This window comes from Pseudomonas sp. AC247 (assembly GCF_979258015.1).
In genome coordinates, this window is sequence record NZ_OZ409829.1 from 490,508 (window position 1) to 504,358 (window position 13,851).

At 57.4% G+C, this 13,851-nt stretch carries 15 protein-coding genes; 10 read left to right on the top strand and 5 right to left on the bottom strand.

The features are described from left to right. Positions 1-126: 126 nt before the first annotated feature. From ACZZ0B_RS02370 to norR, 5 genes are all read right to left on the bottom strand, one after another. Positions 127-876, bottom strand: coding sequence for a YkgJ family cysteine cluster protein (locus ACZZ0B_RS02370; protein ID WP_463544294.1), 750 nt, complete (start codon positions 874-876; stop codon positions 127-129). An 83-nt stretch (positions 877-959) separates the two neighbouring features. Then, positions 960-1,286, bottom strand: coding sequence for a hypothetical protein (locus tag ACZZ0B_RS02375; RefSeq protein WP_158829252.1), 327 nt, complete (start codon positions 1,284-1,286; stop codon positions 960-962). 153 nt (positions 1,287-1,439) lie between these two features. Then, complete coding sequence (locus ACZZ0B_RS02380) at positions 1,440-1,901, bottom strand: GNAT family N-acetyltransferase (RefSeq protein ID WP_463544295.1); 462 nt, start codon at positions 1,899-1,901, stop codon at positions 1,440-1,442. 27 nt (positions 1,902-1,928) lie between these two features. Then, positions 1,929-2,831 (bottom strand): chemotaxis protein CheV, encoded by a 903-nt coding sequence (locus ACZZ0B_RS02385; protein WP_008084803.1) that lies wholly within the window; start codon positions 2,829-2,831, stop codon positions 1,929-1,931. Positions 2,832-3,031: 200 nt separating this feature from the next. After that, on the bottom strand, positions 3,032-4,588 hold the full coding sequence (norR, locus tag ACZZ0B_RS02390) for a nitric oxide reductase transcriptional regulator NorR (RefSeq protein ID WP_463544296.1): 1,557 nt from the start codon (positions 4,586-4,588) through the stop codon (positions 3,032-3,034). Positions 4,589-4,753: 165 nt separating this feature from the next. On the opposite strand from norR, the gene hmpA reads away from it, so the two are divergent. The 10 genes from hmpA (at position 4,754) to ACZZ0B_RS02440 (ending at position 13,843) form a co-directional block, all read left to right on the top strand. Beyond that, complete coding sequence (hmpA, locus tag ACZZ0B_RS02395) at positions 4,754-5,935, top strand: NO-inducible flavohemoprotein (protein ID WP_463544297.1); 1,182 nt, start codon at positions 4,754-4,756, stop codon at positions 5,933-5,935. 255 nt (positions 5,936-6,190) lie between these two features. Then, positions 6,191-6,700, top strand: a complete 510-nt coding sequence (locus ACZZ0B_RS02400; protein WP_025109264.1) for a disulfide bond formation protein B — start codon at positions 6,191-6,193, stop codon at positions 6,698-6,700. Positions 6,701-7,540: 840 nt separating this feature from the next. Further along, complete coding sequence (gene cyoA, locus ACZZ0B_RS02405; RefSeq protein ID WP_008084799.1) at positions 7,541-8,482, top strand: ubiquinol oxidase subunit II; 942 nt, start codon at positions 7,541-7,543, stop codon at positions 8,480-8,482. A gap of 3 nt (positions 8,483-8,485) precedes the next feature. Beyond that, the gene (gene cyoB, locus ACZZ0B_RS02410) at positions 8,486-10,516 is read left to right on the top strand and encodes a cytochrome o ubiquinol oxidase subunit I (protein ID WP_008084798.1); all 2,031 of its coding nucleotides are present in this window, start codon (positions 8,486-8,488) and stop codon (positions 10,514-10,516) included. 3 nt (positions 10,517-10,519) lie between these two features. Continuing rightward, the gene (gene cyoC / locus ACZZ0B_RS02415; RefSeq protein WP_008084797.1) at positions 10,520-11,143 is read left to right on the top strand and encodes a cytochrome o ubiquinol oxidase subunit III; all 624 of its coding nucleotides are present in this window, start codon (positions 10,520-10,522) and stop codon (positions 11,141-11,143) included. Continuing rightward, positions 11,143-11,478 (top strand): cytochrome o ubiquinol oxidase subunit IV, encoded by a 336-nt coding sequence (gene cyoD, locus ACZZ0B_RS02420; protein WP_007916940.1) that lies wholly within the window; start codon positions 11,143-11,145, stop codon positions 11,476-11,478. The genes cyoC and cyoD overlap by 1 nt, the downstream gene beginning before the upstream one ends. A gap of 10 nt (positions 11,479-11,488) precedes the next feature. After that, positions 11,489-12,376, top strand: a complete 888-nt coding sequence (cyoE, locus tag ACZZ0B_RS02425) for a heme o synthase (RefSeq protein ID WP_008084796.1) — start codon at positions 11,489-11,491, stop codon at positions 12,374-12,376. 115 nt (positions 12,377-12,491) lie between these two features. Further along, complete coding sequence (locus ACZZ0B_RS02430; protein ID WP_008084795.1) at positions 12,492-12,836, top strand: hypothetical protein; 345 nt, start codon at positions 12,492-12,494, stop codon at positions 12,834-12,836. Further along, positions 12,833-13,147, top strand: coding sequence for a helix-turn-helix domain-containing protein (locus ACZZ0B_RS02435; protein ID WP_008084794.1), 315 nt, complete (start codon positions 12,833-12,835; stop codon positions 13,145-13,147). The genes ACZZ0B_RS02430 and ACZZ0B_RS02435 overlap by 4 nt, the downstream gene beginning before the upstream one ends. A gap of 204 nt (positions 13,148-13,351) precedes the next feature. Further along, positions 13,352-13,843, top strand: coding sequence for a RidA family protein (locus ACZZ0B_RS02440; protein WP_008084793.1), 492 nt, complete (start codon positions 13,352-13,354; stop codon positions 13,841-13,843). Positions 13,844-13,851 lie beyond the last annotated feature (8 nt).

Sequence of the window (13,851 nt, forward strand, 5' to 3'; positions counted from 1 at the left end):
GCCCCATCGCTGGCAAGCCAGCTCCCACATTATTCTCGGGTGTTCACACAATTTGTGTACGCCACAAAACCCTGTGGGAGCTGGCTTGCCAGCGATGAGGCCAGTTCGTTCGCCGTAAAATTCTGATCAGGCCGCGCGCAACGAGATAAACGCATACGTCTGCGCCGGCTCGGTCACCACTTGCGCCCCCGCCGCCAGCACTTGCCCGGCAATGTCATCCCCGGACACATGAAACAGCCATTCGCTGTGAACCTCGCCCGGCGGCTGCGCACTCACCTGATCGATGACCGTGGCGAATGCCGCCATGTTCGGCAGGTAGGCGGTGAAGCCATCACCTTTCAACGCCGTAGTACGAATCCCCAGCAGCGCACAGATTGCGTCCTTGGTGCCGATTTCATCCCGATCGGCCTGACGCGAGCGCTGAATCAATTCAACCAATTCCTGATCAACCAACTCACCCCCCGCAATCAAAGCCGGTCCCTGGGTCCAGGATTCCGGCGGGCAATCCTTGGCAGCAGGGTTGAGCGGGATGTGCGGATTGATTTCTGCCGGATAGATGCGGCAAACCAGCGGCCGCCGTTCGTAAATCCGGCAGAGCTTGTCTTCGTCAAGATTCCGGCAGGGGCCGACGTTGTACGCGGCAAAAGTGATTGCCACATGCGCTTGCGTGATGCCGCTGCGCACCACCGCTGAACGACGTTCGGCGTGTTCACGCTGGTGCGCCGGCAGGCCCAGGCCATTGCCGAGAAAGGCTTCGACTAACACGATCACCTGGCCGCCATCCGCCGCCCACATGCGGGCTTCGGCCAAGGTCAGGGGCACATGGTGGTCGGTGCAGCACTTGCCGCAGCCTACGCAGGAAAACGTCGTATTCATTGAGCGATCTTTCTTCAACCAAGGTGTGAAACGGTGGCGGAAAACCACCGCACAGGCCCGGGTCGAAGCAAGTTATGCGCCATTCACTGAGGTTTGGCGGTCGGGCGGATCGAGTCCCACTCGGTGACGAAGGCGGTTTTCGTTTGCTTGTTGTACAGGCACAGCTCGCTGCCTTGCTGGCCTTTCATGTGTTTTTGCGGGTATTGGCCTTGCAGCAACACGGCGGTGTAGCCGACGCGGTCGTCGAATTGTGCGGGGGTGCCGACGGGTTTGGCATTTTTCAGGCCGCTGGCTTTGGTGCAACTGGCGAGTACGGTTTTGTCGTAGGCGGCCCAGGCGTCGGGGCTGGAGGCGTGGGCCTGGGAGGCTAGGGCGGTGAGGCAGAGCAGGCTGGCGGTGAGGGTTTTCATGATCAGGCATCCTGGGGCGTGAGTGGCCAAGGTTGGAGTGTGCCTAAAGAGTTTTGTTGCCTCGGACAGCGCTAAAAGATCGCAGCCTTCGGCAGCTCCTACATGGATATGCGTTTCCCTGTAGGAGCTGCCGAAGGCTGCGATCTTTTGACTTTACAGGTCCGGCACCAGCTCGCGGCGGACTACGTACATGCCGGCACTTTCATACAAGCGCTGCGCCCGCAGGTTGTCTTCCAGCACCTTCAAATCAACAAAGCCTTCGCGCCGCTGCTGAAATGCGTTGAATGCGTTAAGCAACAACGCCCGGCCCAACCCGCGCCCCTGCATCCGTGGATGCACCACCAGATTCTTGATATAGGCACTGGTCCAGCATTGCGCCACACCGACGACACCCTCGGCATCGCGGGCAATAAAGCACAGTGTCGGATCGTATTCAGGATCGCTCTCGAACTGCTTCTGCCAAGCATCCAGCGCCGGCACCCGGCCGCCACCTTCGCGGTAGCCGAACTGCATCAAGTCATGCACCTCCGCCGCCACTGCGACGGAGTAGGTGCACAGCTCAATACCTTGAGGCAGAAGCGCATCCAGCGCTTCCTTGCCAAGGTCGCGGCGCATCAAAAAACAGTACGTCTCGCCCAAGACTCAGTGCCCGTGCGCCGCGACGTGTTTGGCCGCTTCGATCAGGCAGTGGGTCAGTTCCGGCGAGGAGAACTTGGTCAGCACGCCGTTCGCCCCGGCCAGTCGGGCTTTCTCGCTGTTCATCGCGCTGTCGAGCGAGGTGTGCAGCAGCACGTAGAGGTGGGCGAAGTCCGGCGTCTCGCGCAGGGTGCGGGTGAAGGCGTAGCCGTCCATCTCGGACATCTCGATGTCGGAGACGATAAGGTTGATCTGCTGCGCCGTGCCTTGCAGGTCGAGCAGGCAGTCGATGGCTTCCTTGGCACTGCGCGCGGTATGGCATTGCAGACCGAGGTTGCGCAGAGTGTGCACCGATTGCTGCAGCGCCACCTGGCTGTCATCGACCACCAGAATCCGTGCGTTACCGAGCACTTCGGCGTCTTCCATGGTCAGGTCGGTCGGGGCCATTTCGATCTGCGCCGGGGCGATGCTGTGGATAACCTTTTCGATGTCGAGCACCTGCACCAGCGTGCCGTCCACCGAAGTCACGCCAGTGATGTAAGCGCGCGAGCCACCGGAGCCGAACGGCGGCGGTTTGATGTCGGTGGTCAGGCAGTGGACGATTTTGCTCACGGCCTGTACATGCAGGCCTTGCTTGGAACGGCTGACGTCGGTGACGATCAGGCAGCCGCCGTTCGGGTCTTCCAGCGGCCGCTCGCCGATGGCGCGGCTGAGGTCGATGACCGACAGCGACGCGCCGCGCAGAGTGGCGATGCCCTTCACGTGCGGGTGCGACTCCGGCAGCTTGGTCAGCGGCGGGCAGGGGATGATTTCACTGACTTTCAGCAGGTTGATCGCCATCAACTTGCCGCTGCGCAAGGTAAACAGCAGAAGCGAAAGTGAATCTGCGCGGGCTTTGGTGGAGGACATATAAACCTTCTGTGGAAAGGTGGTGGGCGAGGGTGGAAATCGCCAGAAACTATTGATGCCGGGTTATCGACTTGTCGGGGGCAGGCTTTAGGGCCATTGGGCAGGTGAAGATCAAAAGATCGCAGCCTGCGGCAGCTCCTACGGAGTGGCCTGTGAAAATATCCTCTGGTGAGGGAATCCACTCAAGCCAGTTGATGGGGTTATTTCATTCCCAACCGCTTGGCCATCCGCCCAAGATTCGCCCGATCCAGCCCCAGCTCCCGCGCTGCGCTTGCCCAGTTATCCTGATTGCGTTCCAGCGCCGCACTGATCAAACGGCGCTGATACTCCTCAGTGGCACTGCGCAAATCGCCGTTGATCAACGGCGCCGCCACTGCAACTTCGGCAGTCGGTGCGGTCGAGTTATCCACAACCTCATGCGGCAAATCCAGATCCGCCGCGCTCAGGCTGAGGATCTTCGGCCGCACCTTGCAGTTGCCCAAAGCCTTCAACGCGCTGCGGCCGATCAAGTGCTCCAGTTCGCGCACGTTGCCCGGCCAAGTGTAGGTGAGCAGGGCGTCCTGGGCGTCACTGTTCAGGCGCAGGCTGTTGAGGCCCATGCGCGAGCGATTCTGTTCGAGGAAAAAACCGCTGAGCAACAACACATCGCGACCACGATCACGCAGTGCCGGTACCTTTAATGGGTACACGCTCAAACGATGGTAGAAGTCGGCGCGATAACGCCCGCTGCGGACTTCTTCCGCCAGGTCACGGTTAGTCGCGGCGATCAGGCGCACATCGACCTGATGTTCCTTGTCCGAACCCAAACGCTGCAACTGCCCGCTCTGCAAGACGCGCAGCAACTTGGCCTGCACCGTCAGCGACAACTCGCCGACTTCATCGAGAAACAGCGTGCCGCCGTTGGCCAGTTCGAATTTGCCACGACGGTCACTGGTGGCACCGGTGAACGCGCCGCGTACGTGGCCGAACAATTCGCTTTCGACCAGCGTGTCGGGGAGGGCGGCGCAATTGAGGCTGATGATCGGTTTGTCGGCACGCGCTGAAGCGGCGTGGATCGCCTGCGCCACCAGTTCTTTGCCGACCCCGGTTTCACCGGTGATCAACACGGTCAGGTCACTGCCGCCGACCAGATTGATTTCTTCCACCAAGCGTTTGAGGGCTTTGCTCTGGCCGATCATTTCGCGGTTCTGTTGGCCGCTGGCCTGACGGTAGACCTCGGCGCGCTGGTGCTCGTCTTCGGCGCGAGTCGCCAGGCGTTCGATGCGTTCGGCGGCATTGACCGTGGCCGCCGCTAGGCTGGCGAAGGCTTGCAGGGCGTCGAGTTCGATCGGTTCGAATCGCTCGGGATCGAGGGCGTCGAGGGTGATCAAGCCCCAGAGCTTTTCATCGACAAACAGCGGACAGCCGAGGCAATCGTGAACTTCGAGGTGTTCGTCGAGGCCGTCGACCAGCCCGTCATAAGGGTCGGGCAGGTCACTGTCAGCGGCAAAGCGTGTCGGCCCGGCACCGGCCAGGAGGATTTCGAAACGCGGATGCTCGCTGACTTTGAAGCGCCGGCCGAGGGTGTCGGTGCTCAAGCCATCCACCGCCAGCGGCACCAGCGATTCGCCGTCCAGGCGCAACAACGCGGCGGCATCGCACGGCAGCAAGGCGCGCATGGCTTCGAGCAGGCGTCGATAGCGTTCGCCCTCGGGCAATTCGCGGGACAGGTCAGAGACCAGGGGCAGCAGAGCGGTGAGCAGGGATTTGGCAGTCATGGTCTTGTAGTCAAAGAGACAAGATGTAGTCTGGATGACTATAAGGCTTCTTGAGTCATTATGACTATCTCGTTTTCAAGCTATTGATTTATATGGATTAAAAAGTTGGCACGGAAACTGATAAAGCATGAGTAACTTTTCAAAGAAAGCTCGGGAGTCACTCTTATGCTTAGCGTCCAGGATCGTGCCATCGTCAAATCCACCGTGCCTCTGCTGGAAAGCGGCGGCGAAGCGCTGATCACGCACTTCTATCGCATGATGCTCTCTGAATACCCTGAAGTGCGCCCGCTGTTCAACCAGGCGCATCAGGCCAGCGGCGACCAGCCGCGTGCCTTGGCCAATGGTGTGCTGATGTACGCCCGCCACATCGATCAACTCGATCAGTTGGGCGATCTGGTGGCGAAAATCATCAACAAGCACGTCGCCCTGCAAATCCTCCCGGAGCACTACCCGATCGTTGGCGCCTGCCTGCTGCGCGCCATCTCCGAAGTGCTCGGCGAAGAAATTGCCACGCCTGAAGTGATGAGCGCCTGGGGCGCAGCGTACGGTCAACTGGCTGACATCCTGATCGGCGCCGAAACCGCTATTTATGACCAGAAAGAACAAGCGGTCGGCGGCTGGCGCGGCGCGCGTGAATTCATCGTCGCGGCCAAGGTCGAGGAGAGTGCGGAAATCATCTCCTTTTACTTCGAGCCTGCCGACAAAGGCCCGATTCTGGCGGCTGAGCCGGGTCAGTACATCGGTATGAAGCTGATCCTCGACGGCGAAGAAATCCGCCGTAACTACTCGCTGTCGGCGCTGGCTAATAAAGGTCAGTACCGTATCAGCGTCAAACGCGAACCGGGTGGCCGCGCGTCCAACCATCTGCACGATCAGTTGCATGTCGGCGCGAGCATTCAGTTGTTCCCGCCATCGGGTGAGTTCACCCTGACCGCCAGCGATAAACCGCTGGTGCTGATCAGCGGCGGCGTCGGCATCACCCCGACCCTGGCGATGCTTGAAGCGGCGCTGGAAACCGAGCGGCCGGTGCACTTTATCCACTGCGCGCGCAATGGCAGTGTTCATGCGTTTCGTGACTGGATCGATGGCTTGGCGGCGCGTCATCCGCAACTCAAACGTTTCTACTGCTATGCCGAAGACGATGGCGTGAGCCCGGCGGCGGACAAGGTCGGAATGCTGGATCAGGAATTGCTTGGCGAGTGGCTGCCGGAGCAGCGCGATGTCGACGCTTACTTCCTGGGGCCGAAAGGCTTCATGGGGGCGATCAAGCGTCATTTGAAAGCGCTGGGTGTGCCGGAGAAGCAGAGTCGTTATGAGTTCTTTGGGCCGGCCTCGGCTTTGGAGTAATCCTTAAGACTGAGTCGCTTTCATCGCGAGCAGGCTCACTCCTACAGGCGCAGTGGCGTACATGAGAATGGTGTACGACACAGATCCCTTGTAGGAGTGAGCCTGCTCGCGATGGCCGTTACACCATTCTGATTGGGCAAACCTCACTACGACTTAATGGTTGCTTAACCGCTTTATCGTTTATTGCCCCGGTGTAGACTTGCGACAACCTTCAGTCGCGAGCCGGCTGAACCATGGACATAAAAGGGAAACGCGATGAGCGAGGAAACGATTCGGTTGGGCCGTGAGCGGCGCTTTCTGGTGCTGTTGGGGATCATCTGCCTGGCGCTGATCGGTGGCGCGCTTTATATGCAAATCGTGCTCGGTGAAGCGCCATGCCCGCTGTGCATTCTGCAACGTTATGCGTTGCTGCTGATTGCGCTCTTCGCCTTCATTGGCGCGGCCATGCGCACCCGCCGCAGCATCACCGTGTTTGAAGTGTTGGTGGTGATCTGTGCGATTGCCGGCGCCGGAGTGGCCGGGCATCACGTGTACACGCAGTTCTACCCGGCGGTCAGTTGTGGCATCGATGTGCTGCAGCCGATTGTCGATGATCTGCCACTGGCGAAGATCTTCCCGCTGGGCTTCCAGGTCGACGGTTTCTGCTCGACGCCGTACCCGCCGATCCTCGGTCTGTCGCTGGCGCAATGGGCGCTGGTGGCGTTCGTGCTGGTGGTGATCCTGGTGCCGCTGTTGACCTCGCGTAACCGAAAAGCACTGCGCTGAGTCAACTATTCGGCGATCAGGCCGATACAGAAAACGCCTCGATTTGCGGATCAGCAAATCGGGGCGTTTTGCATTTCAGAGTGTTTGTGAAAACACCGTGACGAACGGCAATAGTGGGTGCGGCGAGTGTGCGACATGTTGTCACACGCGCCGTGTCGCAGGGTGTCGCGAAGTGCCGGATTGGTCTCTTGTTACACAAAATCATTGGTCTGTTTCAACGTTTTGCGGCTTTTGAACGCAAGTGCCAGATCAGGCAGTTTTAACACGCTCTGGCAAATGGCCAGAGCCCTTGGAATATCGGGCTTTGCGCCGATCGGGGGTTCAAAAAAAGCCTTCGGAGCTGTCTGAACTGAGGCGGATACACCTACATTTTTTGGTGTTTTTGTTGAGAATCGATTTCGATAACATGCGGAACTTTTGCAAAAATGGTGATGGATTGTTGCTCGAACGGATAAAAATTATTTCGGGATAAGACATGGTGTATAGGGCGCTACCTATCTACAATCGCCCGCACTGAATTCCCGGCACTGTTCAGCCTTTATTAAGGAAGACTTTATTAAGGCGCTGCGCAGAAAGTCGGGTGTCGAGCAAGTCGGAAGGCTTTCAAGACACCCAGGTGTCGGTGCCTTCCAACTTTCCGCACCAAATGGAATTGGTCTGTAACAAGGCCTTTGACCACGAATTCGAATAAGAACTTAACGCTGTCCCAGGATTTGTCGAGCGTCTGACGCGCGACGGGCGGCCCTTATTCAATCCAAAGAAAATGCCAACCCTTGGCAGGGTGAAGTGTTGGCGATCAAAACCCAACTGCATTGCGCAAGCTGCTTTAGAGGTCGTGAGATGAGTAAAAACAGGTACCCCAGATTACTAGGCCTAGTGCCGCTGCTCGGCACGTTGTTGCTGGGAGGCTGCAACATGACCTTGCTCAATCCAACGGGCCAGGTCGGCCTGGAACAGCGCAACCTGATCATCACCGCGACCCTGCTGATGCTGTTGGTCGTTGTGCCGGTTATCGTCATGACCTTCCTGTTCGCCTGGAAATACCGCGCGTCGAACAAGAACGCCGTCTACACCCCGAAATGGTCGCACTCGACCAAAATCGAAGTGGCAGTCTGGACCATCCCGGTCCTGATCATCATTGCCCTGGGTTACATCACCTACATCTCCACCCACGAACTGGACCCATATCGTCCAATCGAATCCGACGTCAAGCCTGTGACCATCGAAGTGGTCGCGCTGGACTGGAAGTGGCTGTTCATCTACCCGGAACAAGGCATCGCCACGGTCAACAAGATCGTGTTCCCGGCGCACACGCCAATCAACTTCAAGATCACCTCTGACGCTGTGATGAACTCGTTCTTCATCCCGGGTCTGGGCGGCCAGATCTACGCGATGGCGGGCATGCAGACCAAGCTGCACCTGATCGCTGACCGTAACGCTGAAATGGACGGTATCTCCGCCAACTACAGCGGCGCGGGTTTCACCGGCATGAAGTTCAAAGCTATCTCCACCACTCAGGAAGATTTCGACGCCTGGGTAAGTGAAGTCAAGAAGTCACCTAAACAGCTTGATCAAGCTGAATACGCAGCCCTTGCCAAGCCAAGCCAGAACAACCCAGTCGAGCTCTACTCCTCGGTCACGCCGAACCAGTTCCAGATCATCGTCGACAAGTACGAAGGTATGAAGCCGGGCAAGCCGCTGAAGCACGAGAAGAAAGAGAAAGAAGTGGCGGCCACGGAAATTGACTCGAGTTCGCATTCAGCTGCCGGGGCAGAGGAGTAAACGATGTTTGGTAAATTAAGTTGGGAAGCAGTCCCATTCCACGAGCCGATCGTGATGATTACCATCGCCATGATCGCCCTCGGTGGTCTGGCGCTGTTCGCTGCAATCACCTACTTCAAGAAGTGGACGTACTTGTGGACCGAGTGGCTGACTTCGGTTGACCACAAGAAAATCGGCGTGATGTACATCATCGTCGCCATGGTCATGCTGCTGCGCGGTTTTGCCGACGCCATCATGATGCGTACCCAGTTGGCCATGGCCACCGAGGGTTCGCCTGGCTACCTGCCACCTGAACACTATGACCAGATCTTCACCGCTCACGGTGTGATCATGATCATCTTCATGGCGATGCCATTCTTCACCGGCCTGATGAACCTTGCAGTGCCGCTGCAGATCGGCGCGCGTGACGTTGCGTTCCCGTTCCTGAACTCCCTGAGCTTCTGGCTGCTGGTGTCCGGCGTTGTGCTGATCAACCTGTCCCTGGGCGTTGGCGAATTCGCCAAGACCGGTTGGGTTGCCTATCCACCATTGTCGGGTCTGCAATACAGCCCTGGCGTGGGCATGGACTACTACATCTGGGCGCTACAGTTATCCGGGTTAGGTACGACGCTGACGGGGGTTAACTTCCTCGCGACCGTACTGAAAATGCGTACTCCTGGCATGAAACTGATGGACATGCCGATCTTCACCTGGACCTGCACCTGGGCAAACGTTCTGATCGTGGCTTCGTTCCCGATCCTGACCGCTACCCTGGCACTGCTGACCCTTGACCGTTACATGGATTTCCACATTTTCACCAATGAACTTGGTGGCAATCCAATGATGTACGTCAACCTGTTCTGGGCGTGGGGCCACCCTGAGGTTTACATCCTGATCCTGCCGGCATTCGGCATCTTCTCGGAAGTGATCTCGGCGTTCACCGGCAAGAAACTGTTCGGCCACCACTCGATGATCTACGCCTCGGGCGCGATCTCGGTACTGGGCTTCATGGTTTGGCTGCACCACTTCTTCACCATGGGTTCGGGTGCCAGCGTCAACGCCTTCTTCGGTCTGGCGACGATGCTGATTTCCATCCCGACGGGTGTGAAGCTATTCAACTGGCTGTTCACCATCTACCAGGGCCGTCTGCGTTTCACCAGCCAAGTGCTGTGGACCCTGGGCTTCATGGTGACCTTCGCCATCGGCGGCATGACCGGCGTACTGCTGGCCATCCCGGGTGCTGACTTCGTTCTGCACAACAGCCTGTTCGTGATCGCGCACTTCCATAACGTGATCATCGGCGGTGCGGTATTCGGTTACATCGCAGGTTTCGCGTTCTACTTCCCGAAAGCGTTCGGCTTCAAGCTGCATGAAGGCTGGGGTAAAGCAGCGTTCTGGTTCTGGATCTCGGGCTTCTTCGTCGCATTCATGCCGCTCTATGCACTGGGCTTCATGGGCATGACCCGTCGTCTGAACGCCACCACCAACCCTGAGTGGGTACCGTACCTGTACGTTGCCATGTTCGGGGCGGTGATGATTGCTGCCGGTATCGCCTGCCAACTGATTCAGCTGTACGTCAGTGTGCGTGACCGCAACAAGCCAGAGAACGTTTGCGATCACGGTGACCCGTGGAATGCACACACTCTGGAATGGTCGACCTCGTCGCCACCGCCGTTCTACAACTTCGCTGTGCTGCCAAAAGCTGACTGCATCGACCCGTTCACTGAAGCCAAGGAAAACGGTACTGCGTACCAGCAACCGGCCAAGTACGAGCCGATCCACATGCCGAACAACACCGCCACTGGTGTGGTGATGGGCGCGCTGTTGACCGTATTCGGTTTCGCGATGATCTGGCACATCTGGTGGCTGGCGATCGCGAGCCTGGCCGGTACTGTCATCTACTTCGTGATCCACGCTGCACGTGACGACCAGGGCTATATGGTTCCGGTTGAAACGATCGAGCGTATCGAAGCCGAGCAGCACAAGCGTCTGGTCGCGGCAGGGAAAATCCCGGCCTCCGCCACCCGTGTTGAAACCTCGTTGGAACAGGCTTAAACCATGTCGAATTTAGTGACCAATGCTGGACACGCCCATGGTGAACATGGGCACGATGACCATCACCACGATTCGGGCGAGATGACCGTATACGGTTTCTGGCTCTACCTGATGACCGACTGCATTCTGTTTGCGTCGATCTTCGCGGTATACGCGGTACTGGTAAACAACGTCGCCGGTGGCCCTGCGGGCCACGACATCTTCGAACTGCCATACGTGCTGGGCGAAACCGCTCTGCTGTTGTTCAGTTCGATCACCTACGGCTTCGCCATGCTGGCGTTGTTCAAAGGCAAGAAGCAGCAGGTTCTGGGTTGGTTGTTCATGACCTTCCTGCTGGGCGCAGGCTTTATCGCCATGGAGATCAACGAGTTCCATCTGCTGATCTCCGAGGGCTTCGGTCCTAGCCGTTCGGGCTTCCTGTCGGCGTTCTTCACCCTGGTCGGTACCCACGGTCTGCACGTTTCGGCGGGTCTGATCTGGATGGGCATCATGATGTACCAGGTCAACAAGCACGGCCTGACGGCGACCAACAAGACCCGTCTGAGCTGCCTGAGCCTGTTCTGGCACTTCCTGGACGTGGTGTGGATCTGCGTATTCACCGTTGTTTACCTGATGGGGACTCTGTAATGGCTAATGCACACTCCCATGACAGCCATGATGCTGGCCACGGCAGCGTAAAGTCGTACGCCATTGGCTTCATCCTGTCGGTGATCCTGACCGTTATCCCATTCGGTCTGGTGATGTACCCGAGCCTGCCGAAGGCCACCACGCTGGCAATCGTTCTGCTGTTCGCAGTGATCCAGGTGATCGTTCACCTGTATTACTTCCTGCACCTGGACCGTTCCATTGCTCAGCGTAACAACGTGATTGCATTCGTCTTCACGGCGATCGTGATCGTGCTGCTGGTTGGCCTGTCGTTGTGGATCATGTTCAGCATCCACACGTACATGATGGCGAAGTGAGGTAGACCCGATGTCGCTCAAGCACTTTATCCAAATCACCAAACCGGGGATCATTTTCGGTAACGTGCTTTCTGTGGCAGGCGGGTTCTTCCTGGCCTCGAAAGGGCATGTTGATCTGGCGGTGTTTCTCGCCGCCATGATCGGTACATCCCTGGTCGTCGCCTCCGGTTGCGTGTTCAACAACTGCATCGACCGCGACATCGACCTGAAGATGGAACGCACCAAAAACCGCGTGCTGGTACAGGGCTTGATCTCCCTGAAACTGGCACTGGTTTACGCGACCATCCTTGGTGTTCTCGGCGTTGCCTTGTTGTACAAGGTGGCCAACCCGTTGGCTGCCCTGTTCGCCGTAATCGGCTTCGTTATCTACGTCGGCTTCTACAGCCTGTACCTCAAGCGCAAGTCGGTTCACGGCACGCTGGTGGGCAGTCTGTCCGGCGCCATGCCGCCAGTGATCGGTTACGTTGCCGTAACCAACAGCTTCGACATGGCCGCGCTGACGTTGCTGGTGATGTTCAGCCTGTGGCAGATGCCGCATTCCTACGCCATCGCGATCTTCCGCTTCAACGATTACCTGGCCGCATCGATTCCGGTGCTGCCTGTGAAGCGCGGGATTAAAGTGGCGAAGAAGCACATCCTGCTCTACATCCTGGCGTTCCTCGTGGCGACCTTGATGCTGACCTTCAGCGGCTACGCCGGCATGAGCTACCTCGCCGTCGCCGCGGCCATGGGCATGTACTGGTTGTACATGGCCTGGACCGGCTACAAAGCAGTGGATGACACAGTCTGGGCACGCAAGCTGTTCGTGTTCTCGATCTTCACCATCACTGCACTGAGCGTCATGATGTCCCTGGACTTCAAGGTGCCGGCAGAGCTGCTGCTGACGTACGCGCCGTAAGGCTGAAAGGCTTGAAGAAAAACCCCGCACATTGAGAGATGTGCGGGGTTTTTTGTTTATCTGATGTGGAATTTGTTGATAGTCTATCTGTAGGCGAGTTGCCTATAGTTTGCCCATGCGAACAGTCTTCTTTGAAACCACAATATTTACCGCAAGCGTTGGTCATTACCTGACGGACGACGAGTATCGAGAGCTGCAGAGCTATTTGCTGAGTAATCCGCTGTCGGGTGACGTGATGCCGCGAACAGGTGGTTTTCGGAAACTGCGTTGGGCTGATGTTCGCCGTGGTAAAGGGCGACGAGGCGGCTTGCGGGTTCTCTACTATTGGCTTATGAATGATAGTCAGTTCTGGATGTTTGCCATTTACGACAAAGATGAGCTTGAGAATCTGACAGCCGAGCAAGAGAAGGCGCTCAAGAAAGCCATTGATAAAGAGTTGAAAACAAGAGGCACCCCATGAAAAAACGCGACCTGTTTGCAGAATTGATGCAGGGCGTTGATGAGATGGCAGCTCAACGCGAAGGAAAAATTACGTTACGTAATACGACGTTCGAGGACAAACCTGTCCCCGAGGTCGGTGCTCAGGAAATTGTGGCCCTGCGCGAAAGGTTACATATGTCTCAGGCAGTCTTTGCCAAGCGAATCAGGACAAGCCCCAGCACTCTGAGAAACTGGGAGCAGGAAAAGTCGAAGCCTAATGCTCAAGCAGCGTTGTTGATCCGTTTGGTTGAGAAATTCCCTGACATGGTTGAACGCTTAAGTGCTGTGTGATTAAAAAGCGTTACAGTTTTAAGGCCCTACCTTTCGAGTGAAGCATAGGGCCTTTGTTTTATGGCTCTCGCGGGGCAATCTGCGGTGCCATGGCAAACCACATAGACTCGCTCAAATCTATCAGTGATAGCGCCATGCCACTTAACTGGTGCTTTACTGTTTTTAACTGCGGTTATCCAATTATTGACTGAGAGGCAGGGCGAAATGACTGAGAGGATGACCTGCGACGAGCGTTTTATTGCCCTGGCGCAAGAGCTGAATTACGACATCTATGGTGAGAACACCGCTGGCGGCAATTACGCGCCGCTGATCCGTCATCATGATGAGCTGTACATCAGCGGCATGGTGCCGCGCACCCACGGCAAGATTCAGTATCCCGGTCGCGTCGGGCTGGAGTTGACGCTCAAGGATGCGCAAGCCGCTGCGAGTATCAGTGCGATGCGTTGCCTGGCGCTGATAGTTGATGCGGTGGGTTCGCTGGACAAGATCAAGGCGTTGTTGCGGGTGACGGTGTATGTGAAATCGACGCCTGATTTTGTGGATCTGAGTGAAGTGGCCAACGGTGCTTCAGACGTGTTCAGCCATGTGCTGGGTGATGCAGGGCGGCATACGCGGACGACGGTTGGCGTGTATCAGTTGCCGAAGAATGCGGCGATTGAAGTGGACATGATCGTGGCAGTGCATTCGGGCGCGTAATCCCCCGA

Coding starts and splice junctions, on each gene's coding strand:
- ACZZ0B_RS02430 (WP_008084795.1), top strand. CDS start 12,492: ATGCGAACAGTCTTCTTTGAAACCACAATATTTACCGCAAGCGTTGGT.
- ACZZ0B_RS02440 (WP_008084793.1), top strand. CDS start 13,352: ATGACTGAGAGGATGACCTGCGACGAGCGTTTTATTGCCCTGGCGCAA.
- cyoC (WP_008084797.1), top strand. CDS start 10,520: ATGTCGAATTTAGTGACCAATGCTGGACACGCCCATGGTGAACATGGG.
- cyoB (WP_008084798.1), top strand. CDS start 8,486: ATGTTTGGTAAATTAAGTTGGGAAGCAGTCCCATTCCACGAGCCGATC.
- cyoE (WP_008084796.1), top strand. CDS start 11,489: ATGTCGCTCAAGCACTTTATCCAAATCACCAAACCGGGGATCATTTTC.
- ACZZ0B_RS02375 (WP_158829252.1), bottom strand. CDS start 1,286: ATGAAAACCCTCACCGCCAGCCTGCTCTGCCTCACCGCCCTAGCCTCC.
- norR (WP_463544296.1), bottom strand. CDS start 4,588: ATGACTGCCAAATCCCTGCTCACCGCTCTGCTGCCCCTGGTCTCTGAC.
- ACZZ0B_RS02370 (WP_463544294.1), bottom strand. CDS start 876: ATGAATACGACGTTTTCCTGCGTAGGCTGCGGCAAGTGCTGCACCGAC.
- cyoD (WP_007916940.1), top strand. CDS start 11,143: ATGGCTAATGCACACTCCCATGACAGCCATGATGCTGGCCACGGCAGC.
- ACZZ0B_RS02435 (WP_008084794.1), top strand. CDS start 12,833: ATGAAAAAACGCGACCTGTTTGCAGAATTGATGCAGGGCGTTGATGAG.
- ACZZ0B_RS02400 (WP_025109264.1), top strand. CDS start 6,191: ATGAGCGAGGAAACGATTCGGTTGGGCCGTGAGCGGCGCTTTCTGGTG.
- hmpA (WP_463544297.1), top strand. CDS start 4,754: ATGCTTAGCGTCCAGGATCGTGCCATCGTCAAATCCACCGTGCCTCTG.
- cyoA (WP_008084799.1), top strand. CDS start 7,541: ATGAGTAAAAACAGGTACCCCAGATTACTAGGCCTAGTGCCGCTGCTC.
- ACZZ0B_RS02380 (WP_463544295.1), bottom strand. CDS start 1,901: ATGCGCCGCGACCTTGGCAAGGAAGCGCTGGATGCGCTTCTGCCTCAA.
- ACZZ0B_RS02385 (WP_008084803.1), bottom strand. CDS start 2,831: ATGTCCTCCACCAAAGCCCGCGCAGATTCACTTTCGCTTCTGCTGTTT.